Raw genomic sequence first — 24,740 nt, 5'->3', positions numbered from 1 at the left:
GCTGGCGGCTAGCCGATGATCGCCTTCGGCTCGAGGAAGGCTTCAAGACCGAATGGTCCGAACTCGCGCCCGATTCCGGAATGTTTGAAGCCACCGAACGGCGTCTGGGGGTAGGCCGGGGTTTCGTTGATGACCACCCGCCCGGCCTCAAGCCGGAGGGCTACAGCGCGCATGCGTTCGATGTCGCTGCCAAGCACGTAGGATTGAAGGCCGTAGTCCGTGTCGTTGGCCACGGCAATCGCCTCGTCCTCGTCCTGATAGCGAAGGACGCTGAGCACCGGGCCGAAGATCTCCTCGCGCGCAATCCGCATGTCGTTGGTGACGTTCGCAAAAACGGTCGGGCGGACGAACCAGCCACGGTCCAACCCTTGTGGCCGGCCCTCGCCGCCAACCAGCAGGGTCGCACCCTCTTGCTGCCCGAGGCGGATATAGGACTGTACCCGTTCCCACTGCCTGGCGCTCACCATCGGGCCGATGTCGGAGGCCGGATCGCTGGAGGGGCCGACCTTGAGTGCCGAAACAGCGTCCGCAAGACGCGCGCTCACCTCCTCGTATCGTTGTTGGGGAACCAGCAGCCGCGTTCCGGCGATGCAGGCCTGCCCGCTGTTGCGAAAGGCGGAGGCAAGAATGTGCGGGATGGCACGGTCGAGGTCGGCGTCATCGAGAAGGATCTGCGTTCCCTTGCCGCCGAGCTCGAGCGTGACTCGCTTGAAGCTCTCCGCGGCCGTGCGCAGGATCGTCCGCCCGGTGGTCGTGGAGCCGGTGAAGGTGACCTTGGCGACGTGCGGATGCCGGCTGAGATCGGCGCCGACGACATGGCCGTAACCGTTGACGACGTTGAGTACGCCGCGTGGCAGACCGGCCTCGTGCAGCACTTCCACGAGCGTCTGCGTCTGGATGGCGCTCAACTCCGATGGCTTGATCACGATGGTCGTGCCGGCGGCCACCGCGGTGGTAAGCTTGGTGCAGATGAAGCCGATATTGCTGTTCCACGGCGTGATGGCGGCCGCCACGCCCACCGGCTCCATGACGACATCGGCATTACCGATCCGGCGCCTGAAGGCATAGTCGGCCACGGTCTTGGCTGCCACATCGAACACCTTCGAGGCATGCGGCACGGAGAAGGCCAGGAAGGATTGCGGCGCGCCGTATTCGGTGGCCATGGCGGCGCAAAGCGCATCGGCCCTGGTGGCGACCGCATCGCGCAGGGCCAACAACATCGACACCCGTTCGGCCACTGTCGTCCGCCGCATGGCCGGGAAGGCCCGTTTGGCGGCGGCAACCGCGGCGCCGGCGTCTTCGCCATCCCCGAGACGGGCCTCGCCAATCTTCTCCTCGGTGGCGGGATTGAAAAGGTCGAAGCGTTCGTTGCCATGAGGGGTAACGAACGCGCCATCGACGTAAATCTGCTCAATGAACTTCATCTTCTGACTTCCTGTTGCGATGACAGGGATATGCGTCCGAATGATCGTCAGGTTAAGATCATCAATCATAGACAGGTTGATGAGGAAAATAGCGCAATGAAAGCCAGTCTGTCGGAACTCGAGGCGGTGACGACGATAGCGCGGCTCGGCGGTTTCCGCGCCGCCGCGCGGGAACTCGGCGTCTCGTCCTCGTCGCTAAGCCATGCCGTGTCGGCCCTTGAGGAGCGGCTTGGCGTGCGGCTGTTCAACCGGACGACGCGGTCGGTGGCGCTGACGGCTGCCGGAGAGGGCTTCGTCGCCGAGATCCTGCCGGCGCTCGCCGCCATCGAGGGTGCCGTCGAACGAGCGGCCGAATCGCAGGGGCGACCGACCGGAACGCTTCGGCTCAACACGTCCCCGGGGCCGCAAGGATGGTGCTCCGGCCGCTGCTTGTCGAATATTTGCGGCGCTATCCAGAGATGACGTTGGAGGTCGCGACGGACAATGCGCTGGTCGATATCGTCGCACTCGGTTTCGACGCCGGCTTCCGGCTGGCCGAGGCGGTTCCGCCGGATATGATCGCGGTTCCGGTGCTGCCCCAGTCGCGCATGGTCGTCGTCGGATCGGCGGACTACTTCCGGGCAAGAGCGGTGCCGCGGCGGCCTGTCGACCTTCTGCAGCACGCCTGCATCCGCGCCCGCATGGCGAGCGGCAGGATCTACCATTGGGAGTTCAGCCGCCGCGGAGAAAGTGTCGAAATCGACGTCCCCGGGCCGCTCATCCTCGACGACAGCGATCTGATGCTGGAGGCGGCGCTTTGCGGCACAGGGCTGGCCTATCTGTCGGACCACGCCGTGCAGGAGCACCTCGCTTCGGGGCAACTGGTGCAGGTGCTGGATGACTGGACGCCGCCCTATGATGGGCTTTGCCTCTATTTTTCAGGCCGCCGGCACGTGCCGGCGAAGTTGCGGGCGTTGATCGACCTGGTCCGGGAGAGGCGCCCGAACCATGGCCGTATGGCCCAGGCGCTCACTGGCCCCGATGGCCGACCCGCGCCTTGAAAAAATAACATGAGTATTAAAGACAAGTTTATTTCCGCGTGCTAAGAGACACGCCGTTCGTGCGGCCGGCCGGCTGATCGAACGTATCTCAGCAGTCAGTGCGGGCGGCCCTGAATGCCAAATCGAAGTTGTTTTGATCGGATCAGACACCATGGTCGACATGGAAACGCGCCATCAGGTCTATTTCGCCAATCGTACCGCTCTGGTCGCCTATGCAACGCGCATCGTCGGATCGCGCGAAACGGCCGAAGACATCGTGCAGGAGGCGTTCCTGCGATTCGCGCCGGCGAGCGCCAACAGCGCCTCCTCTGAGAGGTCGACCGGCTTGTCGCTTGCCTATCTCTACCGGATCGTCCGCAATCTTTCCCTCGATCTTATCAAGCGACGCAAGATCGAGGCGCGGGAAGAGCAAAGCGAGCCGCCTTACTGGTCGATGCCGATCGAGGTGCCGTCGCCTGAAGACATCGTTGTCGTAACCGACGAGATCCGACGGGTCACCGGCATTCTTGCAGACCTTCCCACAGAGATCAGGGTGGCCCTCGAAATGCATCGCTTCGGCGGCTACACGCTGGAGGAAATCGCCGTTCACCTCGACATCTCGGTCGCGACCGCACATCGCCACGTGCGCACCGCCATGATGCGCGTCGCGACAGTGCTGGCGAGTGACGCCTCCTAGAAATTTGGGGGCCGCGTGAAAAAAAATCCGGCGCTATTCGTCTTTGTGACAAACCGAGTGAATCCGCTAGTGTCTCGTCGACCACGCAACCAGTAGGCAGAGCTTTGACCAAGGACAACCATATACCGGAAGCTTTGCTTGAAGAGGCGATGGACTGGTTCCTCGAGCTGAAGGCGCGCCCGAACTGTCGGGACACCGAAGCTCAGTTCCGGGCCTGGCTGGGCAGATCGGAGTTGCACGTCCGATCCTGGCAGACTGCGCTGAAGACCTGGCAGCTTCTGGGCGAAGTGCCGCCGGTTCACGAACATCTCTGGCGGGGGGCAAGGCCGTTGGCTTCGCTTCAGCCAGCAACCCGCCGCCGGGACCGTCGGGTGGCCAAGGTCTGGGCAACGGGTGCGGCGGTTCTCGCCCTTGCCGCCTGCCTCGTCATGTTCGTGTCGCTACCCTCACTCCTTCTGTGGTGGCAGGCCGATCATGTCACCGAGACCGCGCAGAGCCGGACGATTGCGCTTGAAGACGGAACCATCATCGAAATGGGTGGCGGCAGCGCGATTGCCACCGAAGTCAGCGCCCATGCCCGGCATGTCAGACTTCTGAAAGGCGAGGCTTTTTTCAATGTCGCGCGCGACCTCTCCCGTCCCTTCGTCGTCGATGCCGGCGGTGTTGAAGTTTCGGTTCTCGGCACCGCCTTCGATGTTCAGCTTGCGAGCGCGGATACGACGGTCGAACTCGCACACGGGACGGTGGCCGTCTCCTATAGCGGACCGGACCACAAGCAGAACTTCGAACTGGCGCCGGGCGAAACGGCGACGGTGACCCATGCGACCGGCGCCGTCACCCGTAGCGCGATCGCGCCGGACGAGATCGGCGCCTGGCGAAGCGGAAAGATGTTCGTCAACAACGTGACGGTTGCCGCCGCCGCGGAACGGTTGCAGCGCTACCACTCCGCCTGGATCGCCATTCCGCAGTCGCGTCTTGCCCAACAGCGGGTGACGGGCGTCTACGACCTGAAGGACCCGGATCACGCGCTACAGGCCCTGGTTCAGCCGTTCGGTGGCACGGTTCGCGCGGTGACATCCTATGGTCGCGTTCTGACCCAGTTTTAATTGGAGTCAAAAAATCAGGAAAAAATCGCGCACCGGTGAAAAAAAATCGGGAGCCGGTCGTCTTTGGTGGGAAGCGCATGCCCGAGAGGCAGCACGCGGAACGCCGAGACGGGGGTAAAATGAGTTCGCCGAAATGCCGCAAGGGACATCTGTCTTTCAACGCAGGACATCGCCACGCAGGCCGACGCCTGCTCACCACGACGGCGATCGTCGGATTTTCGTCCCTTGCGCTGATGCCCCTTTCCACCGCGTTTGCCCAGGAAACGACAACCCGCGTCAGCAATGCCCGCACCTTCAACATTCCGTCCCAGCCACTTGCCAGCGCACTGAACGCTTTCGGGCGGCAGGCCGGTCTCCAGGTCACCTTGGCTGCGGCAACCTCGCAGGGCCTCCGGTCGACCGCCGTCAGCGGAACGCTCAATCCTGAGCAGGCGCTTGCCCTGCTGCTGTCGGGCACGGGCATCTCCTATAGGATCTCCGGCGGAACGGCACTGGTTGGTTCGGCAACGTCAGCGGCCGGTAGCGATGGGATCGCAGTGGACGGATCGACGATGCTTGATCCGATCTCGGCCTTTGGCGCCGGCCCGCGCGGTGCCGGCGAAATCGTCATCTCGTCGGAAGACCTGAAGCAGAAGAACCCGGCCAACATCGCCGACGTGTTTTCCGGGGAGCCGGGCATCTCTGTCGGCAGTTCGCTGCCGATGTCGCAGAAAGTCTATGTTCACGGCATCGAGGAAACCAGCCTTGCCGTGACCATGGACGGCGGTCGGCAGAACAACAAGGTCTTCCACCACAACGGTACCAACCTCATCGACCCCGGCCTGCTGAAGGCCGTGAGTGTTGATGCCGGCGTGGCGCCGGCCGATGCCGGTCCGGGAGCGCTCGCCGGCGCGATCGCCTATGAGACGATCGACGCGCGCGATCTGTTGGATGGCGACGGCTTCGGTGGTTTCGTCACATCCAGCTACAATTTCAACAGCGACACGGTGACGACAGGGGTCTCTGCCTACGGCATGCGGGACGGGTTCGAATTTCTGGGCTACCTCAACTTCGGCAAGGGCAATGATTTCACGGCCGGCAACGGCCAGGATGTGGGTGGAACCTCAACGGACCTCTTGAGCGGACTGGGAAAGCTTGCCTACGAGTTCGACAGCGGCGACCGTTTCGAGATCAGCCACGACAGCATACGCGATGATGCGCCGCGTCCGTACCGCGCCAACATGGAGTCCACCACCGGCAGCAAGCCGTGGGAGCCGTCTATCCGCGATTATACGCTCGAGCGCGGCAACACCGTCTTTACCTATACCGACAGCACGCCGGAAGGATGGTGGGACCCGACCCTCCTGCTCGCCTACAGCAAGACCGAAGTCGAAGTGCCGGTCTACCCGAGACCGGCGCCCGGCCTTCCCCTCAGCTATCAGGGGATCGGCGCGTCGGACAGCTTCAACGGCAAATTCGAGAACAAGTTCTCCTTCGACATCGGCAATGTGGTTGCCGGCATCGACTTTTACGACGACGAGGCGAAGCTTCGGGATCTCTTCGATTCCGGCTCCGAGAAGGCGCGCAATGTCGGCATCTATGCTCAGGCACGGCTGGAGCCCTTTGAGAGGACGCGCCTCTCGTTCGGTGCGCGCGGCGACAACCAGCACTTTACCGGGACGACCGGCCAGGAGTGGACCAATTCCGGTCTCAGCGGCAACGTGTCGGGTGAATACGATCTCATCGAGGACCTTCTGATCGGCAAGGCGGGCTATTCGCACGTCTGGGCGGGTGTCCCGCTCGCCGAGAACTTCATCATCAATCCCAAATGGGATTACGGCCAGGGCCCGAAGCCGGTGACGGCGGACAACTACATCCTCGGCCTGGAGGCCAACTACAACGGCTTTACCATCGAAGGCAGCGTCTTTCAGACGGATATCGACGACGCCCGCACGCCGCGCTACCGGGCGGACCTCGGGATCACCGCGCGTGACGTTCGCTCGCGTGGCTTTGAAATCGGCGGTGGCTACAACTGGGGCGACGGTTATTTCAAAGTGAAATACGCCAATATCGACGTCGAGATCGACGGCAAGCCCGCCGATTCCGATCTCGGCACCTATCTCGCCACTCCGGCTGGCCAGATCATTACCTTGCAGGCGATCCATACGCTGACGGACTGGGGCGTCACCTTCGGTGCCGACGCCGAGATCGCGCTCGACTATGACGACGTCGCCTTCGGGAACAAGCCCCTCCAGGGTTACGAAGTTTTCAATGCGTTTGTCGAGTATGTGCCACCGCAGCGGCCGAACCTCACGCTGCGCGCCGAACTCAAGAACATCTTCGACGAAACCTATTCGAGCCGGGCAACCTACGGCCAGGAGTTCTTGGAAGTTAAGCCGCTTTACGAGCCGGGCCGTTCCTTCATCCTGACCGCCAGAGCGACCTTCTAGTCGAAGGTCGCGATCGCGACGGCCGCGTCCTCCCCGCGTCCGTCGCCCCAAGAAGCGACGGCGGCCGCCCAAGGGCCGCCCGAGCAGCGAAAGCCGAAAGACAGGAGTTCCAGATGCAAGAAGCGACCACCCACTTTGCGACGGAAGAGGGCCAGAAATACCTGGCGCAGCTCTGCAAGCATTTCGCCCACAAGATCGACGTCGAGCAGGCGGGCGACCGTGCCGAACTCAGGTTCTCCTGCGGCACCGGTTATCTTCACGCCACACCGGATGGCCTGAACATTCGCGCCCGCTCGCCCGACGATGCCGATCTCGATGACACGAAATCGGTCATCGAAAGCCATCTTCTGCGCTTCGCGTTCCGCGAAGAGCCTCGCCAGCTCCATTGGCAGGCCGCTGGCTGAGCGCGATCTACCGAGACCAGTCCGGATAAGAAAATTCAAAGTGTTGGCCGACAACGCCCAACGCCATTGCGCGGCTATGCGCGCCGCGTGCCGAGGATCGACACGATGCCATCGTCTAGGCAAATCGCAGAAATCGCAACCTTTCAAAGCTTCGCAAACTGCTATCTGCGCGAAGTGAATCCGGGTATCCGGGTCATGCATCGAACCGCTGGCGGCACTTTCGACTGTGTGGAATGGTCGCTGCCGAGGCACCACATGATCCTGCGCGCCGAGGTGACGTCGCCGTCCCTTTGCGGCCCGCGTCACTTCGGCAGGGTCTGGGGCAGGGGTGTTTCCGACGTGATGTGGCGGCAGATCGAATTGATCTCCGCGCTCCATATCCTCATCCACGAATGCTATCGCCAGGTCGACGAGGCCGAGGCCGACGTGCTCCGCGGCTTTGAACTCGAGCTGCTGATGCGTGTGCTTGAAAGCTATCAGCAGACGGCGCTCTACATCGACAGGGCCGAGCCCGATCCGGCGGACCGCGACCACTTTATCGAGGCGGAACAATCGCTTGTGTTCGGGCATTGGCAGCACCCGACGCCAAAGAGCCGCCAGGGCATGACCTATTGGCAGCAGGAGAGCTATGCGCCGGAACTGCGCGGCCAATTCAAGCTGCACTATTTTGCAGCAAAGCGCGATCACGTACGGCACGCTTCCGCACGTATGCTTGAGGCGCACGAGATCGTGCGGTCCCTGGTCGGGACACCTGGTGACGGCGTGGTGCTCGGTCGCGACGAGTATCTGCTGCCGATGCATCCACTACAGGCGGAAGCCCTGCTTCTCGACGCCGATATCGACGCCATGCTGCGGCAAGGGGTGTTGCGCCACATAGGTCAGCTCGGTCCGGCCTTCACCGCGACCTCGTCCGTGCGCACGGTCTACGCTGCCAACGCTGACTGGATGCTGAAGTTCTCCCTTCCCGTCCGCATCACCAATTCCGTTCGTCTCAACCGGCGCCAGGAATTGGAGGCGGGGGTTGCGATGGCGAAGCTGATCGACCGGATCGGGTTTACCGAACGGTTCCAAAGTTTCCGCATTATTCAGGATCCGGCCTATATCACGCTCGATCTGCCGGGGCGCAGCGAAAGCGGCTTCGAGGTCATCCTGCGCGAAAATCCCTTTGCCGGCGAGAAGGGCGGAGGCGTCGTGACCGTCGCTGCGCTGACGGCCGATCCGCTGCCGGGGCAACCGTCCCGGCTCGCGCGGCTCGTGCGGGCCGTTGCCGCGCGCGACGGCGGCGGCCTGCAGGAGGCGTCAGTCGCCTGGTTCCAGCACTATCTCGATTGCGCGGTCGAACCTCTGATCCGTCTTTATGACGACTATGGCATTGCGCTTGAGGCGCATCAGCAGAACAGCCTGCTTGATGTCGGCAACGGTTATCCCTCGGCCAGCTATTATCGGGACAACCAGGGCTTCTATCTCTCCGAACGCTACCGCGCGCTGATCGTCGGCCATGTTCCCGAGACGCAGACGATCGCATCGCTCTATTTTGCCGACAGCGAAATCCGCGATCGCTTCGCCTACTACCTGATCGTCAACCAGGTCTTTTCCGTCATCAGCCGCATGGGTCATGACAGGCTGTGCGATGAAAGCCTGTTGCTGCGCGAATTGCGCGCCCATCTCGAACGCTATGCCGCCCGGATGACTGGAGCGGGCCGCGACTTCGCGCGCCACGTCCTCGATCTGCCGACGATCGTCTCAAAGGCCAATCTGACGACACGCCTCTATGACGTGGACGAACTGCAATCCAGCAACGCGCCGACGCTCTATCGCCCCGTGCCGAACCCGCTCAGGGCGCCGATCGTTCTAACAGTGCCGAGGACCGATCATGCCATTGCCTCTTGATCTCAAGGCTCGGCCGGATGAGCGGGTGCTTCGTCAGCTCGTTTCAGCCCTCCTGTTCGAAGGCATCGTTCCGGCCTACGAACATGCCGACAACGGCGTCACGACCTTTCACTGGTCGCTCGGGGGCCAGGATTTCCGCTGCCGCGGTTCCGTTGGTCCCTTTGGCCGCCTGCGCCTTGTTGCCGGTTCGGTGGAGATGCGCGAAGACACGGATGGCTGGATCGTGCCGCCGCTGGCGCAACTGGTCTCCGCCCTACCGGGCAGCGGCCCAACCCGTGGAAAGCTGCTTGACGAACTCACGCAGACCGTCGCCTTTTGCCGGTGGAACGAGCGTCACCTGCCGGAGCGGCCAAGGCGCGCCATGCCCTTCGCGGCGCTCGAAGGCGCGCTTGACGAGGGGCACCCGTACCATCCCTGCTACAAGGCGCGCACCGGCTTTTCCTTCGCGGATCATGCCGCATTCGGTCCGGAGGCTGGAAGGGCATTCCAGCTCGTCTGGCTGCTTGTGGCGCGCAAACAGCTCCATCAGGCAATCCCCGGCAACGACGACACCTTCTGGCAGGCGGAACTCGGGCAGGAAACCTGGTCGCATCTGCAGTCGATGCGGCAGCAGCACGGCGCGGCGGCTGACGATTTCGGACTTGTCCCGCTGCATCCCTGGCAGTGGCGTGAGCTGCGCGAAACGCAGCTTGCCGGGTGGATCGCGTCGGGGGACGTCCATTTCCTCGGGCCAGCCGGCGATCGCTATACGGCAACGCAGTCGGTGCGCTCGCTGCTGAACCAGGACAGGCCGTTGTCGGCGAGCCTCAAGCTGCCGCTCAACATCGTCAACACCTCGTCGCGGCGAACGCTTGAACCACATTCGGTCTGCACGGCGCCGGTGATCTCGCGCTGGATCGCCGGGATCGTCGCGAACGATGCGGTTTTTGGCGATCGCTATCCGCTAACCGTCCTGCAGGAATATGCCGGTGTGATTGCCGACCGCGACGGACCTTTGGCCGGACAGGTCGCGGCCATCTGGCGGGAGAGTGCGGAAGCCGCCCTCGCAGCCGGCGAGGCTGTCATTCCCTTCAATGCCCTGATGATGGTCGAAGCGGACGAGCGCCCGTTCGCAGACGACTGGATCGCACGTTTCGGCCTGATGCCGTGGATCAACCGGCTGATCGAAATCGCCGTCCTGCCCGTCTGGCACCTGCTCGTCCATCATGGCCTAGCGGTCGAGGCGCATGGGCAGAACATGCTGCTGGTTCATCGTGACGGCTGGCCGGTCAGGCTCATTCTGCGTGACTTTCACGAGAGCATCGAGTTCTCGCCGGATTTCCTGCGCGAGCCGGAAAAGGCGCCGGACTTCGCGGCGCTGGACCCGGTTTACAGGGATGCCGAGCCGGACCGGTTCTACTGGACAGACAATCTGGATTCGCTGCGCGAACTGGTGATGGACACGCTGTTCGTCTTCAATCTCAGCGAAATTTCCCACCTTCTTGACCATGCCTATAACCTGCCGGAAGCGCTTTTCTGGCAACGCGTCGGAAGCGCGCTTGCAGCTTATGAAGCGGAGCACGCTGCGACAGAACGGCTGGCCCAGCTCGGCTGCGACCAGCCACGCATTCTCACCGAATCCCTGATGACGAGGAAGCTCCTCGCCGCCAAGCCGGAGTACCACCACACGGTGCCGAACACCTTGGCCGCGCCGACGCTTCAACGAAGGAGAAAGTCATGATCCGCATCGATGACAGGCTCTATGACGAGACCTATTTCAACGAAAGATCGCTCCAGTTGGCAGCGGAGATCGGCCTTGGCGAGCGAGACACCGGCCGATACGCCGTCTGCTTCGCGGAGACCGTCGACTGGCTGGCGCTGTTTTTCGCCATCCGCAAGGCGGGCGCCAGCGTGCTGCCGATCCATCCCGGCACGCCCTATCCGGCCGCGTGCAAACTCGCGATCGGCGCCGGCTGCAACAGGCTGTTCTACAACAGCCTGACGGCCGAAGTGCTCGAAGCGCCTGAGACAGCGTCGAAGCCGGGCACGCTGCTGCAGATGAGTTCGGGCACCACAGGCGCGCCGAAATGCGTGGCCCGCAGCTGGCAAGAGATCGATGCCGAAATCGAGAGCTATGTGCGTACATTCCGCGAACCGGAGGAGATGACGCCGGTTGTCGCCTGCCCGACGACCCATTCCTATGGGCTGATCTGCGGCATCCTGGTGGCGCTGAAGCGCGGCCAGACGCCTGTCATCGTCAATACGGCCAATCCAAAGTATCTCCTGAAGGTGCTGCGCGAGACCGAGCGGCCGCTGCTCTATTCGTCGCCGGCGATCCTGCACACGCTGGCGCGGCTTCTGCCTGCCGGCGAGCAGATCCACGCGACGATGACGTCGGGTACGCTGCTTCCCGATCCGTGGTTTGCCGATATCCGCGCGAAGAGCCGGTTCATGTTCCAGCAATATGGCTGCTCCGAATCCGGCTGCATCGCCATCAATCCGGATGTGGCTGCTGCCGGCGACATGGGCTTCGTTCTGCCCCATCTGAGCGCTGCAACCGGCAGCAGCGCCGAGGACGCCGGTGAGATCGTCGTCAGGAACGCCGATGGTGTCGCGATCCACACCCGCGATCTCGGTTATCGCCGTGCCGATGGCATGCTGGTTTTCGTCTCGCGTTTGGACGACATGATCAATGTTTCCGGCCTCAACGTCTATCCGAAGGACGTAGAGGATGTGGTGATGGCCATGCCCGCCATCACCGATGCGGTCGCCTTCCGCAAATCTGACCGTTTCGCCGGCGAGCGCGTCGCGCTGCTCTTCAGCGCCGAGGGATCAGTCGCGCCGCAGGCGGTGCGCGAATGGTGCAGCCGCCAGCTCGCCGGCCACCAGTTGCCGATGGAAATCCTGCAGGTCGATGCCGTTCCGCGTCAGGCGAACGGCAAGATCAGCCGCCGCGACGTCGCGGCGCGTCATGTCGCAGGCGAATTCAACAAGTCGATGGCGGGAGCCGCATCATGACCGAAAGGGAAATCTTCGCGGCGATCGAGACTGTTCTCATCGAAAAGATGGCGCATGGGCATATGGAGGGCTTCGGCCCGGACGCCCGCCTCAACGAGGACCTCTATCTCGACTCCGTCCTGATCCTCGAAATCTTCCTCAACCTGGAGCTCGAATACGGGCTTTCGGTGCCGGAAGAGGCGATCGCGAAACAGGAGATCGAGACGGTTGCCGATCTCGTCGCACTCTACGTGCCGAAGCCGACGGCCGCCGTTGTTCCTGCCTTTCCGCTGACCGGCGGCACCAGCGACGAGGGGGTTCACGGTGACGCCTATTACGACATCAAGGTGCATTGCTTCGTCAGCTGCGTTTCTGATGGCCTGAAGCGGCAGGGGCTGGACCAGCGGCCGTTCTACTTCGGTGTCTGGGATGCAAAGTTTGCGGTCAGCGACCGCTTCGGGCTTCTCTATCACGCACCCGACATCACCCAGGAATTCTTCCGCAGCTGGTTCGAGCGGCTCTATGGCGTCTCGGTCGTCGAATGGTACGATCCGGAGCGCACCAAGCTCGACAACCTTGCGGTGCTGCTCGGCCTTCTCAAGCAGCGCAGCGCAACCGGTTCGGTCATGGTCATGCTCGACATGTTCCATCTGCCGGAGCGCGAGAACAAGTTCAACCAGAACCCGTTTCCGCATTACCTGATGCTGCAGGAAACCGCCGATCCGGAGACGTGGTTCGTGCACGATCCCGACTATCGCTGGGAGGGCGAGATCGCGCGTGACAAGGTCGTTCACGCCATCATGCAGCCGACCGTCGGCGGCGGTTATGTCTTCGACAATGCCGAGGCACGCGCGCCTTTCGCCGAGGATCTGAAAGCCTATTTCGAGGCCTGCTTCGTCAGGGACCGCAATCCGCTGGTCAATGCCGTTCGCGACATCGTCGCCGCGCATCTCGACGGGCGGAACGGCATCGCCTTGACGGATCTGGCCGCAGCGGTGCGCGAGCTGCCTGTTATCACCATCCGCAAGTACGCCTACGAACACGGCTTCGCCTTCTACTGGCGGGCGCTGAAGCTACCGGCGGCCGAATTCGAGGGTTGGTGCGGAGAAATCGAGGCGCTGGTTCAGGCACTGAAGACGCTGCACTACGCCGTGATGAAGCTCGCCCAGACCGGGGATCGGTCTCTGGCGGAAGCCGTCTTCGAACGTCTCGACGAGGCGGACCGGCTGGAAACGAAGCTGAAGGCCAAGCTCGCCGAGGTCTTCGATCTCTGGTGCGACCTTGCCATCCCCGCAGAAATTCCGTCTTTGAAGAGAGTTGCACGATGAGAGTCTCGCTCTGCACCATCACCTTCCGGCACCATCTGATCTCGCTCGACGAGATCGCCGCCTGGGCTGAGGCCAACGACTTCCAGGGGATCGAGCTCTGGGGTGCGCATGCGCGCAATCTGGCGCCGCGGGCCGACCGGAACGCCGAATGGCTCGACGGCTTCGGCCTGTCGGTGCCGATGATCAGCGACTACCTGCCGCTCGACGGCGACGTGGAGATTTTGCGCCACAAGGCGGTGGAGCTTTGCCGCCTTGCCCGCCGCTGGCGCACGCGCAAGATCCGTACCTTTGCCGGGAGCCGCGGCAGCCTCGAAGTCAGTGCTGACGAGCGCCAGCAAATTGTCGGCCGCCTGAAGGAGATCTGCACCATCACTGCCAGCTACGGCATCCATCTGCTTGCCGAGACCCATCCAAAGACGCTCGCCGATACGGCCGCTTCGACGATGCGGCTTATCGAAGAGGTTGACCACCCCGCCTTCGCGATCAATTTCGACACGCTGCATGTATGGGAAGGCGGCGACGATCCGGTCTCTGTCCACCAAACGATGAAGCCGCACATCCGCCACTACCACCTCAAGAATATCGTCGGCCGCGCCGACCTTGCCGTCTTCGAGCCGGCCAATGTCTACGCGGCTGCCGGCAGCAGGCGCGGCATGACGCCGCTCTTCGAGGGGGTGGTCGATTACGGGCGGTTCCTGCAGGAGATTGCGGGCGAGCCGCAGGCCGATGCGTCGCTGGAGTGGTTCGGCAACGATTGCCTCGACATCCTGCGAAGCGACCGCAAACAGGTCCGCCAGATAACCGGCGGGACTGAACCCGCCCGCCGGACCGTGAACCTCTAGCGCCGCGAGCGCCGTGCCCGCCGCGTGTCGGCGAGCACTTGGCCGCTACGCGGTTCGGAGCCTGTAGACCTCGGTCTCCTCGGTTCGCCCGGCGAGGCAATGTTTGCCGAGCTGGACGAGATCGGAGCGATCCTCGGCCAACAGATCAAAGGTCTCGCCGCTCAAAAGGATCATCACTTCTTCACCCGGCGCGATTGATTTGCCGAGTTGCTCCAGTCGGTTGCAGGCGTTCACGGTATCGCCGACGATCGTATAGGCCGATCGCCCGGTCATGCCGATGTTGCCGGCGACGACCGGCCCGGAATGAATGCCGATGCGCATTCTGAGCGGCGCAAGGCCCTGGCGGAGCCGGTCCGCATTGTCCTTGGCGATCGCCTGGGCAATGGCGCGCGCGGCGCGGATCGCGCGGTCGGCGTGATCCTTTTGCGCGTCGGGCGCGCCCCAGAAAGCCATGACGCAATCACCGATGAACTTGTCGATTGTTCCGCCTTCACCTTCGATGCAACTGCCGAGCAGGTCGAAGTGGCTGTTGAGGAGTGCTGCGACGTCGCCGGCGCTGGTCTTTTCGGCGGTTGCTGTGAAATCGACCACGTCGGTGAACATGATGGTCACGACGCGTTGGGTCGATGCGAGGTCTTCACTGCCGATCAGGTGGCGAACGAGCTTCTTCGGTACGTAGGTTTCGAGCCAGCGCAGTCCGGTCAGCATCGTATTGTAGGCCCGCGCCTGCTCGTCGAGTTCTGTAAACACGCTGCCGGGCAGGGGCTGCAGTGCGGCGAAATCGAGCCTGCCGACGGCGCGCACCTCTCGCGCCATGCTGGCGACAGGCCGGACGATCATTCGGCTGACGATCAAGGCTATGACGATCGCTGCCAGCAGCACCGCGAGGCCGGCGATCCCGGCGCGCACCAGGTTCGAGATCGGCTCTTCCAGCATTTCGATCGGAACTTCGACGCCGATGGTGAGAGGGGCCGGCGCGTAGCCGCCGACTTCGCGGGTCAGAATGACGCGACCGGCGTCTCCGGATAAGACAACGCGCACTTCGAGTGCCGAATCGTCGACGGTTTCCGGCTCTTCGTTCCAGAGTTGCGCGAGGAACGGGTCGCCAAGCTCGCTGAGTTTCGGCAACCGGTGCTCCGCCGACAACAGCGGATGACCCGCCGCCATCAGCGGATGAGCGAGCACGTGCTCGCGGCCGTAAAGGACGAACGGTGTTGTTCCGGGGTTTACGACGGCGATCTCGCGTAGATACTCCGAGATGGCGTCAACTGTAATCGTCGCCCTGAACACGCCGACGAACTGGCCGTCGACCGTCGTCGGTTGCCTGAGGTTTGCCACCGACGTGCGGATTGCCGGGTCCGGCACGAAGTAGACCGGCCCCCAATGGGCTTCTCCACTGCGGCGTGCCTCCTCGATCTCCGCGCGCTCATCGTCGGTCTGGACCGTTTCCGCGAAGGAAAAGACGCCCTTCGGGCCCTGTGTCACGCCGAAGATATCGCCTTTGGGCGTCACGAAGGACAGCACCCGAACTTGCGGGGTTGCCGCCAGCGCCCCGGACATCACACGCTCCAACGCCAGCGGATCGGCCGGGTCGAGACGTCCGGCCGCCACCTCCCGCGCGAGGTAAGCGAGCTGATCCTCGACCGGCGTGAAACGGCTGCCGATCCTCGTCTGGACGGCGTCCAGCCCAAGGCGGGCGGATTTGGCCAATAGGTCGCGGGTCGCTCCCGCCGACATGTACCAGACGACGGAGAGGATGACGGCAGCCGTCAAGGCCACCAGCCCGGCCATCACGACGGCGAGCGTTCGCGACAGGCGTATGGTTCGATTTCGTGTGCCGGCGTCAGCCGCCTTGGTCGTCTGCACGAGCATGCCTCATGTTGCAGCGGGTGCTCGCAATTCGCGTAGCCCCGCAAGGAATGCACCGTCTTCTAGCCGTTTTGGACTTTTTTCCAAGCGCGTGGCGACCTTTCCCGACATGCGTCAATCTGTCCCCTGCAGCCGCTTGCTGATCGGGGCGAACTCCGGCGTCGCTTTTCGCGGCGTCGTGTCGCGCTCGTTGGCCTCCATCTGCTGCCAGTACTTCCAACCGACTTTCTTCGATCCGAGTTCGTAGTCCATACCGTCCCACGCGTCCTCGCGGAAGCTGTAGAAGGCCCAGTGCAGATCATCCTTGTCGAGCGCGGTCAGCACATCCTCGAGATAGGTCTTGCAGCCGGACCAGAGGCGCATGCAACCGAATTCGCCGGCGACGAGGCGGTTCAGCGGCACGCCCTTGTCCCTGGCCCATTGCACCGGCGCTGCGAGATAGCCTGTGACCCGCGTCCGGTCCCAGGTCTCTTCGCCTTCGCCGAACGGCACCCTGCCGGGGTAGGCGTATGGCCTGTCGCGTTTCATGTTGGGCGCGCTCGTCGCCGCATAGGGCTCGTACATGTGGAAACTGTAGAGCACTTTCTGGTCGGTGAGACCCGATGGCCAATAGGAAAAGGCATCGGCCGCTGCATACCAGCCGGCATCCACCATAATGGGGGTTGCCGCGTCGACCTCGCGAATGGCTGCGATGACTTCATCGTAGAAGGCTCTGAGGTCCGAAGCGCTGCCTGTCTTTTCCTCGTACCAGGCCTGCATCGCTTTCGCATCGGCGTGTTCCGCGAGGCCGTTCTTCTTTTCAGGCGCAGGTTCGTTGACGATGTTGTAGGCGGCGACCGCCGGATGGTCCTTCAGCTCGCGCGCCAGATCCCGCCAGAAGCGTGCCGCCTGGCCCCACCAGGCCTTGTCCTGCCAGAGCCGGCCGTCGAACCTGTTGCCGTTGTTCTGGGCCCAGCGCATGCCGGGCAGCGACAACGGCGCGATGACGACCTTGAGGCCGGCCTTGTCAGCCCGGTCGAGGGTTTCGCGGAGCGTCTTTATATCTGCGGCCGGAATGCCCTCGTATTTGTCGGCGTCGCCGATCAGATAGTCGCGCTGGGCCGGCTTCCATTTGTCATAGGAAAGGCGCACCCAGGTGGCGCCGTAGCCCGCCAGCGCCTTGAAGTAGGCTTCGTCCGGCGGAAGCCTGTTGAAGCTGTTTCCGCCATGCTGCGGCGTGTCCCAGAAGGAGATGAGATCGGCGGCACTGGCTGAGCCCGCAAGGCTGAAAGCGAGGAGGGCGGAGGCAATCAGGCGCATGCGGTCGGTCCTTCTGGGTTCCTGGCCATTCGGGCCTTGGTTCGGCGCGGCCAACCTACCGGCGCATTGCGTCGCGGATGTTCCCTGGGGAACAGCTTCAGGGTTAACGGGTAACAGCTGCAGCTTCTGCATGATTTGATGCGGGGCTGCGGACCGTCGTTACGGAAAGAGCAGCGCTTCCTGTTCTGTCGGGGCACGCCTGCCGGCCGTCAGCGCCGCGACCGAGGCCGCGATGGCGTTGCGGTCGAGCCGGAAGTGGCGATAGAGGTCGCCGATCGTGCCGGTCTGGCCGAAATGCTCGACGCCGTGCGGAATGGTGCGGTGGCCGGCGACCGCGCCGAGCCACGAAAGTGTGGCCGGGTGGCCATCGAGCACGGTGACGATGGCGCAATAGTTGGGCAGCGGATCGAGCAGCCGTTCGATGTGGCTGCAGGCCCGTGGGTTGCCGCGGGCGCGCTCGCGCTGCGCCGCCGTCCAGCCGGCGTTCAGGCGGTCGGCCGAGGTGACCGCGAGCACGCCGATGTCGCGGCGGACCTCTCCGATCATGCCGGCCGCCGCGATCGCCTCGTCGGCGACAGCCCCTTGGTAGGCGATGACGACGGCGCAGTTCGGTCCGGGCTTCTTCAGCCAGTAGGCGCCATCGATCGCGCCCTGGCGAAAGTCATTGTCGACCCGCTTCAAGGGTTGCTCGAGCGGCTTGGTGGTGAGCCGCAGATAGACCGAGCCGCCGGTCTCGTCGCGCAGCCAGGTGCGCTCATCCGGATCGTTGTCGCCATCGCGCTGCAGGTAGTCGAAGGCCCATTCCATGATGACGGCAAGCTCGTCGGCAAAGGCAGGCTCGAAAGCTGCGAGACCATCCTGGCTCATGCCGATCAGCGGTGTGCCGATCGACTGGTGCGCGCCGCCTTCCGGCGCCAGCGTCACGCCCGAGGGCGTGCCCACGATCATGAAACGGGCATCCTGGTAGCAGGCATAGTTCAGCGCATCGAGGCCACGGCAGACGAAGGGGTCATAGACGGTGCCGATCGGGATCAGCCTTCTGCCGAACAGCGAATGGCTGAGGCCGGCGGCCCCCAGAAGCAGGAACAGGTTCATCTCGGCAATACCGAGCTCGACATGCTGGCCTTCCGGCGTGAATTCCCACTTTGCCGTCGAGGCGATGCGGTGCTCGATGAAGGCGTCGGCGAGCGGCTGGCGCGCAAAGAGCTTTCGCCGGTTCACCCAGGCGCCAAGGCTGGTGGTGCCGGTGACATCCGGCGACGTCGTCAGGATGCGTTCGGCGAGGTCTGACCTGCCCTTGGCGAGATCATCGAGGATTTTGCCGAAGGCCATCTGTGTCGAGATTTCGCGCTGCGTCTCGACGGCGATCTGCGGTACTTCCAGCTGGCGATCGCCATGGCGGCGTGTACCTTCGGCAAAGAAGGGCACCGTGGCGAGAAACGCCTCCAGCGCCTGGGGATCCGCCACGCCGGCGAGCGGCTCCCATTCCTCGCCGGGTGCAACACCCATATGCGCCTGCCATTCGGCGAACTGCGCCGTCGTCATCAGGCCGCCGTGATTGTCCTTGTGGCCGGCAATCGGCGTGCTCCAGCCCTTGATCGTGTAGGCGAGGAAGCAGGTCGGCCGATCGTGGTCGATCGCGGCGAAGGTCTCGGCCATGGTCTCGACGCAGTTGCCGCCGAGGTTCTCCATCAGCGCGGAGAGCTCGGCGTCGCTGCGCCGGTCAATGAGCGCCGAAACGTCGCCCTGGTCGCCGAGGTCATCGGCAAGCCGCCTGCGCCAGACGGCACCCCCCATGAAGGTCAGCGCCGCATATTCCTGGTTGGAGCAGCGGTCGATCCAGTCACGCAGCTTCTGGCCGCCGGGCTCGGCAAAGGCCGCGCGTTGCAGGACGCCATACTTGACCCGCACGACGTCCCAGCCGAAGGCGTCGAAGATCTTTTCCACCCGTTCAAACAGGCCTTCGCGAACGATGCCGTCGAGCGACTGCCTGTTATAGTCGATGATCCACCAGCAGTTCCTCAGATCGTTCTTCCAGCCCTCCTGCAGCGTCTCGTAGACATTGCCCTCGTCAAGCTCGGCGTCGCCGACGAGCGCTACCATGCGGCCGAGCTTGCCGCGGCCCCAGTCCTTGGCGCGGACGAAATCCTGGACGATCGAGGCAAGCGCGGTGATGCCGACGCCGAGTCCGACCGAGCCGGTCGAAAAATCCACGTCGTCGACATCCTTGGTCCGGCTCGGATAGCTCTGCGCCCCGCCAAAGCCGCGGAAGTTCAGGAGCTTCTCGCGCGTCTGGCGGCCCATCAGATATTGCATCGCGTGGAACACCGGTGCCGCGTGCGGCTTCACCGCGACACGATCCTCGGGCCGAAGCGCCGAGAAATAGAGCGCGGTCATGATCGAGACGACCGAGGCCGAGCTTGCCTGGTGCCCGCCAGTCTTGATGCCGTCGATCTTCGGCCGGATGTGATTGGCGTGATGGATCATCCAGTGCGAGAGCCAGAGCAGGCGCTGTTCGATGGTCTTGAGATGGCTTGTGTCGGTCATCGCCGGGTTCCGATGGAGAGGACGAAAGGTGACAGATTGTGGCCGGGACTCAGCCGTCCTTGTAGTAGTAGCTGTAGCCGTTCAGCGCCGGCGCGCCGCCAAGATGAGCGTAGAGGACGCGGGACCCCTCGGGGAAGAAGCCCTTGCGGGTGAGATCGATCAGCCCCTGCATGGATTTGCCCTCATAGACCGGATCGGTGATCATCGCCTCGGTGCGGGCCGCAAGCCGGATCGCCGCGTTGGTTTCTTCCGATGGTACGCCATAGGCAGGATAGGCGTAATCGGGATTGATGACGATCTCATCCTCACGGATCGTCCTGCCGAGCCGAACCAGGTCGGCGGTGGAATCGACGATCTTTCGAACCTGGGCGCGCGTCTGTTCGAGCGTGCCCGACGCGTCGATGCCGATCACCCGATCAGCGCGGTCCTGGGCGGCGAAGCCGACGATCATGCCGCTTTGCGTCGAGCCGGTGACGACGCAGACGATGATGTAGTCGAAGGTGAAGCCCAGGTCCTTTTCCTGTGCGGCCACTTCCTCGGCAAAGCCGACATAACCGAGCGCGCCAAACTTGTGCACCGAGGCGCCGGCCGGGATGGCATAGGGCTTGCCGCCGGCATCCTTCACCGACTGGATCGCATCCTCCCAGCTCTTGCGGATGCCGATGTCGAAGCCGTCATCGACCAGGCGGCTGTCCGCGCCCATCAGCCGGGTCATCAGGATGTTGCCGACGCGATCATAGACCGCATCATAGTGCGGCACCCATTTTTCCTGGATGACCACGCATTTCATGCCGATCTTGGCGGCGGTGGCCGCGACCATGCGGGTGTGGTTCGACTGCACGCCGCCGATCGAGACCAGTGTGTCGGCGCCGGAGGCGATGGCGTCCGGCACGATGTATTCGAGTTTCCGGAGTTTGTTGCCGCCCATGGCGAGGCCGGAATTGCAGTCATCGCGCTTGGCGTAAATCTCGACTTTTCCGCCGAGCGCTGCCGTGAGCCGCGGCAGACGCTCGATCGGCGTCGGGCCGAAGGTGAGCGGGTAGCGTTCGAATTTCTCAAGCAGTGACATTGATCCAGGCCTCCGTGTGAAAATTGTAGGCGAAGGATAGGTGAAGTCGCATGAAAGGTGCTCTCTAATTTGCTATTCAGTTTACCTTGGATAAGATAAATCATTAGCAGTATGGCTGTTATCTTCGAATTGGTGGCTAAAAAATGAAAGATTCTTCCGCAGAGGATTTCGACCGGATCGACCTCAAGATCCTGCGTACCTTGCAATCCGAGGGCCGGCTGACAAATGCCGACCTTGCCGAGCGCGTGAACGTCAGCGCGGCCACCTGCCACCGGCGGACGCAAAGGCTGTTTGAGGAAGGTTATATCACCGGTGTTCGGGCGGAAATTGCGCCTGCGGCCGTCGGTCTCGGCGCACTGGTGATGGTCGGCGTCGTGCTCGACCGGTCCACCCCGGAGAGCTTTGCGGCCTTCGAGGGCGCGGTGATGGAGATGAAGGAGGTGCTCGACTGCAACCTCGTCGCCGGCGACTTCGACTACCTCCTGAAGATCCGGGTCCGCGACATGGCGGATTTCAACAAGCTGCATGGCCTGAAGCTGATCGCGCTGCCGGGCGTACGCCAGACGCGCACCTTCTTCGTGATGAAGGAAGTCAAGGAGAATGCGCGGCTGCCGTTCTGACGACAGTCGACCTTTGGCCACCGGCACAGAAAGGTGTTTACGCGGCGCGCCCGCCTTGAGCGGGCCGAACAGTCGCAGCCCCGCTAAACCTGCACGAAATGATCCTCTGCGACCTGATGGTAACGCCGTTCGACTGGCACATAGTCGGGCGCGCGCAAGGGGCTCTTGAGCTCGTCGCTGGCAACGCCACGGCGCGCATGGCGGCGGGTCGGGTCGGCGATCGGTACGGCGGCGATCAGCTTCTTGGTATAGGGATGCTGCGGGTTTTCGAACACCTGGGCGCGCGATCCAATCTCGACGATCTCGCCGAGATGCATCACCGCAACCCTGTGGCTGACGCGTTCCACCACGGCCATGTCGTGGGAGATGAACAGATAGGCAAGGCCGAGGCTCGCCTGCAGGTCGAGCAACAGATTGATGACCTGCGCCTTGATCGAGACGTCGAGTGCCGAGACCGATTCATCGGCGACGATGACCTTCGGATCGAGCGCTAAGGCACGTGCGATGCAGACGCGCTGGCGCTGGCCGCCCGAGAACTCATGCGGGTAGCGCGCGGCCATGTCGGATTGCAGTCCGACACGTTCGAGCAGATCGGCAACCTTCTCGCGCGCCTGTTTGGCCGTGCCGAGCTTGTGTTCGAGATAGGGTTCGGCGATCGCAGCCCCCACGGTCATGCGCGGATTGAGGCTCGCGAAGGGATCCTGAAAAATCATCTGCATGGTGCGGCGCATGTCGCGCAAGCGTTTGCGGTCCATTGCCAGCACGTCCTGGCCGTCGAGCACGACGGAGCCACTTTCCGGCTCGATCAGCCGCATGATGGCGCGACCGGTCGTCGACTTGCCGCAGCCGGATTCGCCGACGAGCGACAGCGTCTCGCCCGGCTGCAGGCTGAAGGAGACGTTTTCGATCGCGTGCACGCGGCCCTTGAGCTTGCCGAGCAGGCCGGCGTGGATGTCGAAACGCTTGACGAGGTTCTTGACCTCGAGGATTGGCTTGCGGCCGGATTGCACCGTGTCTGTCGCTTCAGCGACGGCGTTCGGAAGACCTGTTGTCGCGTCGATAACGGGGAAACGCATCGGCTGGCTTTCGCCCTTCATCGAGCCGAGCATCGGCACGGCCGAAAGCAGCGCGCGGGTATAGGGATGTTTCGCCCGGAAGAAGATGTCTTCCGTCTGGCCGGTCTCGACCGCATCGCCGCGGAACATCACCACGGTTCGGTCGGCGATCTCGGCGACGACGCCCATGTCGTGGGTGATGAACAGTACCGAGGTGCCTTCTTCCTCCTGCAAGACCTTGATCAGGTCGAGGATCTGGCCCTGGATCGTTACATCGAGCGCCGTCGTCGGCTCGTCGGCGATGAGCAATTTTGGGCGGCTCGCAAGCGCCATGGCGATCATCACGCGCTGGCGCATGCCGCCGGAGAAGCGATGCGGATACTCGTCGAAGCGCGATGCGGCCGAGGGAATGCGCACCTTTTCGAGCAGCCGAATGGTTTCGGCGCGCGCTTCTGCCTTCGACATCGGACTATGGCAGAGCAGCGCCTCGGAGATCTGGTCGCCGATGGTGAACAGCGGATTGAGGCTGGTCATCGGCTCCTGGAAGATCATGGCAACGTCGTTGCCGCGCACATGCCGCATCTCACTCTCGGGCAGGTCGAGGATATTTCGCCCACCCATCATCACCCGTCCCTCGACGCGGCTCGTTTCCTTCTGCAGCAGCCGCATGATCGAGAGCGAGGTGACGCTCTTGCCCGAGCCGGATTCGCCGACGATCGCAACGGTCTCGCCGGGTCCCACCTGGAAGGAGATGTCGCGCACGACGGGCTTCCAGGCGCCATCGACCAGGAACGAAGTCGTCAGGTTCTCGACGGAGAGAACAGGCGTGGCCGAATGGCCCCTGGTGATTGCGGTGTCAGTCATGTCGGCTCCTCCGCCTGTTGCTATGCGTCTTGCTGTTTTCGGTGTCCGCTCAGTCGGGCCAGCGCAGCAGGCCGGCGAAGCGCCGGGCGTTGCGCTCGCTGAGCGAGGTCGCGATGATCTCATTCGAGGCGTGCGCCCTGTCGAGCTCCTCGGCGAGACGGCTTGCGACCACCTTCTCCTGGCCCGGATGCAGGTTGCACGGGTCGAGGTAGAAGTAATTGTGCTCGGCCTCGTGGTCGCGCACGATGATCGGCGCCGCGCCGCGGGCGAGCGCGTCAGCGAGGTCCCAGGCGGTGATATGGGCGTCCTGCGGGTTGATGTTGACGCGCAACCGGTCGAGCGGGTTGTTGGTCGGATCGGCCTCGATCACCGGCGTGATGCCGGGCCGGCCGCTGAGGGTCTCGTGCCAGAGGTTGAGGTAACCCGTTTCACGTTCGCGGATGCCGGCGTGATCGCGCTTCTCCCAGGCTTCAAGCGCTGCCATTACGCCAAGCATGCTTTCCTTGCCGACCTTCATGCCGCGGCCGATGCCGAGGTTCTGCAGGAAGGTGTTGCGGACCAGTTCCTTCTTGCCGGCGACGATGCCCGACGTCGGGCCGCCGAGGAACTTGTGGCCGGAATAGAGCACGATGTCGGCGCCCTGCTCGAGGAAGATACGCAGATCATATTCCGAGGCTGCGTCGACGATAACCGGCACGCCCTTCGCGTGGCAGACCTCAGCAAATTCCTTGAGCCCCAGAAGGCCGTATTGCACCACGTGGTGGGAGACGACGTAGACGGCGCAGGCGGTGCGCTCGTTGATCGCGCCTTCCAGGTGGTAGCGATAGGCCGAGGTCGCCTGGCCGACAAGCACCGGCTTGGCGCCGGCGATGCGGATCGCCTGGTCAACAGGTGCGCCGTAGCTCACCACATGGCCCATCTGGATGACGACCTCATTCTTGAGGCCGTTGATATCGGGTAGGCGCTCGATGGCGGCAAGGTCGCTGCCGGTGATAGTGCCGGCGACCGCAAGGCTGATGCCGGCGGAGCAGGAGGCCGTGACGAAGCCAGCTTCGGCACCCGTTAGCCGCGCAATCACCGGGCTCACCTTGCGCTGCAGGTCGTTGATCTCGACGAACTGCGGCAGTATGCCTGTCATCGCAGCAATGGCTTCCGGAACCACGATCGACGCGCCGAGGCCGGTCATCGTGCCGGAGACGTTGATAACGGGACGAAGTCCGAGAGCTTCGCGAATGTCACGGTCAGGCATAGTGGTCTCCATGTGATTGTCTGGCAGGCGATTTTCTGGCAGTCGCAACGGAT

General features: G+C 63.4%; 17 protein-coding genes and 1 pseudogene. 11 read left to right on the top strand and 7 right to left on the bottom strand.

The window, feature by feature from the left end; all coding sequences use genetic code 11:
- Positions 1 to 8: 8 nt before the first annotated feature.
- Positions 9 to 1,424: an aldehyde dehydrogenase family protein gene (locus tag BBX50_RS17610; protein ID WP_065776614.1), complete on the bottom strand. Its 1,416-nt coding sequence runs from the start codon at positions 1,422 to 1,424 to the stop codon at positions 9 to 11.
- Positions 1,425 to 1,520: 96 nt separating this feature from the next.
- Here BBX50_RS17610 and BBX50_RS17605 point away from each other — a divergent pair.
- From BBX50_RS17605 to BBX50_RS17560, 10 genes and pseudogenes are all read left to right on the top strand, one after another.
- Positions 1,521 to 2,464, top strand: a pseudogene (locus tag BBX50_RS17605) (LysR substrate-binding domain-containing protein).
- Positions 2,465 to 2,615: 151 nt separating this feature from the next.
- Positions 2,616 to 3,140 (top strand): sigma-70 family RNA polymerase sigma factor, encoded by a 525-nt coding sequence (locus tag BBX50_RS17600; protein ID WP_065776613.1) that lies wholly within the window; start codon positions 2,616 to 2,618, stop codon positions 3,138 to 3,140.
- Positions 3,141 to 3,244: 104 nt separating this feature from the next.
- The gene (locus tag BBX50_RS17595; protein WP_083213720.1) at positions 3,245 to 4,246 is read left to right on the top strand and encodes a FecR domain-containing protein; all 1,002 of its coding nucleotides are present in this window, start codon (positions 3,245 to 3,247) and stop codon (positions 4,244 to 4,246) included.
- Between the two features lie 119 nt (positions 4,247 to 4,365).
- Complete coding sequence (locus BBX50_RS17590) at positions 4,366 to 6,675, top strand: TonB-dependent receptor (RefSeq protein WP_065776611.1); 2,310 nt, start codon at positions 4,366 to 4,368, stop codon at positions 6,673 to 6,675.
- A gap of 113 nt (positions 6,676 to 6,788) precedes the next feature.
- Positions 6,789 to 7,079, top strand: a complete 291-nt coding sequence (locus tag BBX50_RS17585; RefSeq protein ID WP_065776610.1) for a DUF2218 domain-containing protein — start codon at positions 6,789 to 6,791, stop codon at positions 7,077 to 7,079.
- Positions 7,080 to 7,274: 195 nt separating this feature from the next.
- A complete protein-coding gene (locus BBX50_RS17580) occupies positions 7,275 to 8,969 on the top strand; it encodes an IucA/IucC family protein (protein WP_320410509.1) in 1,695 nt (564 codons plus the stop codon).
- Positions 8,953 to 10,689 (top strand): IucA/IucC family protein, encoded by a 1,737-nt coding sequence (locus BBX50_RS17575; protein WP_065776609.1) that lies wholly within the window; start codon positions 8,953 to 8,955, stop codon positions 10,687 to 10,689. Before BBX50_RS17580 ends, BBX50_RS17575 begins: the two co-directional genes overlap by 17 nt.
- Entirely contained in the window at positions 10,686 to 11,966 is a 1,281-nt protein-coding gene (locus BBX50_RS17570; RefSeq protein WP_065776608.1) for an AMP-binding protein, read from the top strand. Before BBX50_RS17575 ends, BBX50_RS17570 begins: the two co-directional genes overlap by 4 nt.
- Complete coding sequence (locus BBX50_RS17565; RefSeq protein ID WP_065776607.1) at positions 11,963 to 13,273, top strand: DUF6005 family protein; 1,311 nt, start codon at positions 11,963 to 11,965, stop codon at positions 13,271 to 13,273. Before BBX50_RS17570 ends, BBX50_RS17565 begins: the two co-directional genes overlap by 4 nt.
- On the top strand, positions 13,270 to 14,115 hold the full coding sequence (locus BBX50_RS17560; RefSeq protein ID WP_065776606.1) for a sugar phosphate isomerase/epimerase: 846 nt from the start codon (positions 13,270 to 13,272) through the stop codon (positions 14,113 to 14,115). The genes BBX50_RS17565 and BBX50_RS17560 overlap by 4 nt, the downstream gene beginning before the upstream one ends.
- Positions 14,116 to 14,160: 45 nt before the next feature.
- On the opposite strand, the gene BBX50_RS17555 is transcribed toward BBX50_RS17560, so the two are convergent.
- From BBX50_RS17555 to BBX50_RS17540, 4 genes are all read right to left on the bottom strand, one after another.
- A complete protein-coding gene (locus tag BBX50_RS17555) occupies positions 14,161 to 15,981 on the bottom strand; it encodes an adenylate/guanylate cyclase domain-containing protein (RefSeq protein ID WP_161490882.1) in 1,821 nt (606 codons plus the stop codon).
- A gap of 117 nt (positions 15,982 to 16,098) precedes the next feature.
- Positions 16,099 to 17,283, bottom strand: a complete 1,185-nt coding sequence (locus BBX50_RS17550) for a cellulase family glycosylhydrolase (RefSeq protein WP_065776604.1) — start codon at positions 17,281 to 17,283, stop codon at positions 16,099 to 16,101.
- Between the two features lie 159 nt (positions 17,284 to 17,442).
- Positions 17,443 to 19,830 (bottom strand): 1-deoxy-D-xylulose-5-phosphate synthase N-terminal domain-containing protein, encoded by a 2,388-nt coding sequence (locus BBX50_RS17545; protein WP_065776603.1) that lies wholly within the window; start codon positions 19,828 to 19,830, stop codon positions 17,443 to 17,445.
- Positions 19,831 to 19,879: 49 nt separating this feature from the next.
- Positions 19,880 to 20,899, bottom strand: a complete 1,020-nt coding sequence (locus BBX50_RS17540; RefSeq protein ID WP_065776602.1) for a 1-aminocyclopropane-1-carboxylate deaminase — start codon at positions 20,897 to 20,899, stop codon at positions 19,880 to 19,882.
- A gap of 143 nt (positions 20,900 to 21,042) precedes the next feature.
- On the opposite strand from BBX50_RS17540, the gene BBX50_RS17535 reads away from it, so the two are divergent.
- On the top strand, positions 21,043 to 21,519 hold the full coding sequence (locus tag BBX50_RS17535) for an Lrp/AsnC ligand binding domain-containing protein (RefSeq protein WP_065776601.1): 477 nt from the start codon (positions 21,043 to 21,045) through the stop codon (positions 21,517 to 21,519).
- Positions 21,520 to 21,602: 83 nt separating this feature from the next.
- On the opposite strand, the gene BBX50_RS17530 is transcribed toward BBX50_RS17535, so the two are convergent.
- Both BBX50_RS17530 and BBX50_RS17525 read right to left on the bottom strand, forming a co-directional pair.
- On the bottom strand, positions 21,603 to 23,438 hold the full coding sequence (locus BBX50_RS17530; protein ID WP_065776600.1) for an ABC transporter ATP-binding protein: 1,836 nt from the start codon (positions 23,436 to 23,438) through the stop codon (positions 21,603 to 21,605).
- 49 nt (positions 23,439 to 23,487) lie between these two features.
- Positions 23,488 to 24,687: an aminotransferase class V-fold PLP-dependent enzyme gene (locus tag BBX50_RS17525; RefSeq protein WP_065776599.1), complete on the bottom strand. Its 1,200-nt coding sequence runs from the start codon at positions 24,685 to 24,687 to the stop codon at positions 23,488 to 23,490.
- Between the last annotated feature and the right edge of the window lie 53 nt (positions 24,688 to 24,740).

Source organism: Ensifer sp. LC11 (assembly GCF_001695835.1).
Taxonomy (GTDB): domain Bacteria; phylum Pseudomonadota; class Alphaproteobacteria; order Rhizobiales; family Rhizobiaceae; genus Ensifer.
Note: the sequence above shows the minus strand (reverse complement) of the source record. Positions and strands in the feature narration are given on the sequence as shown.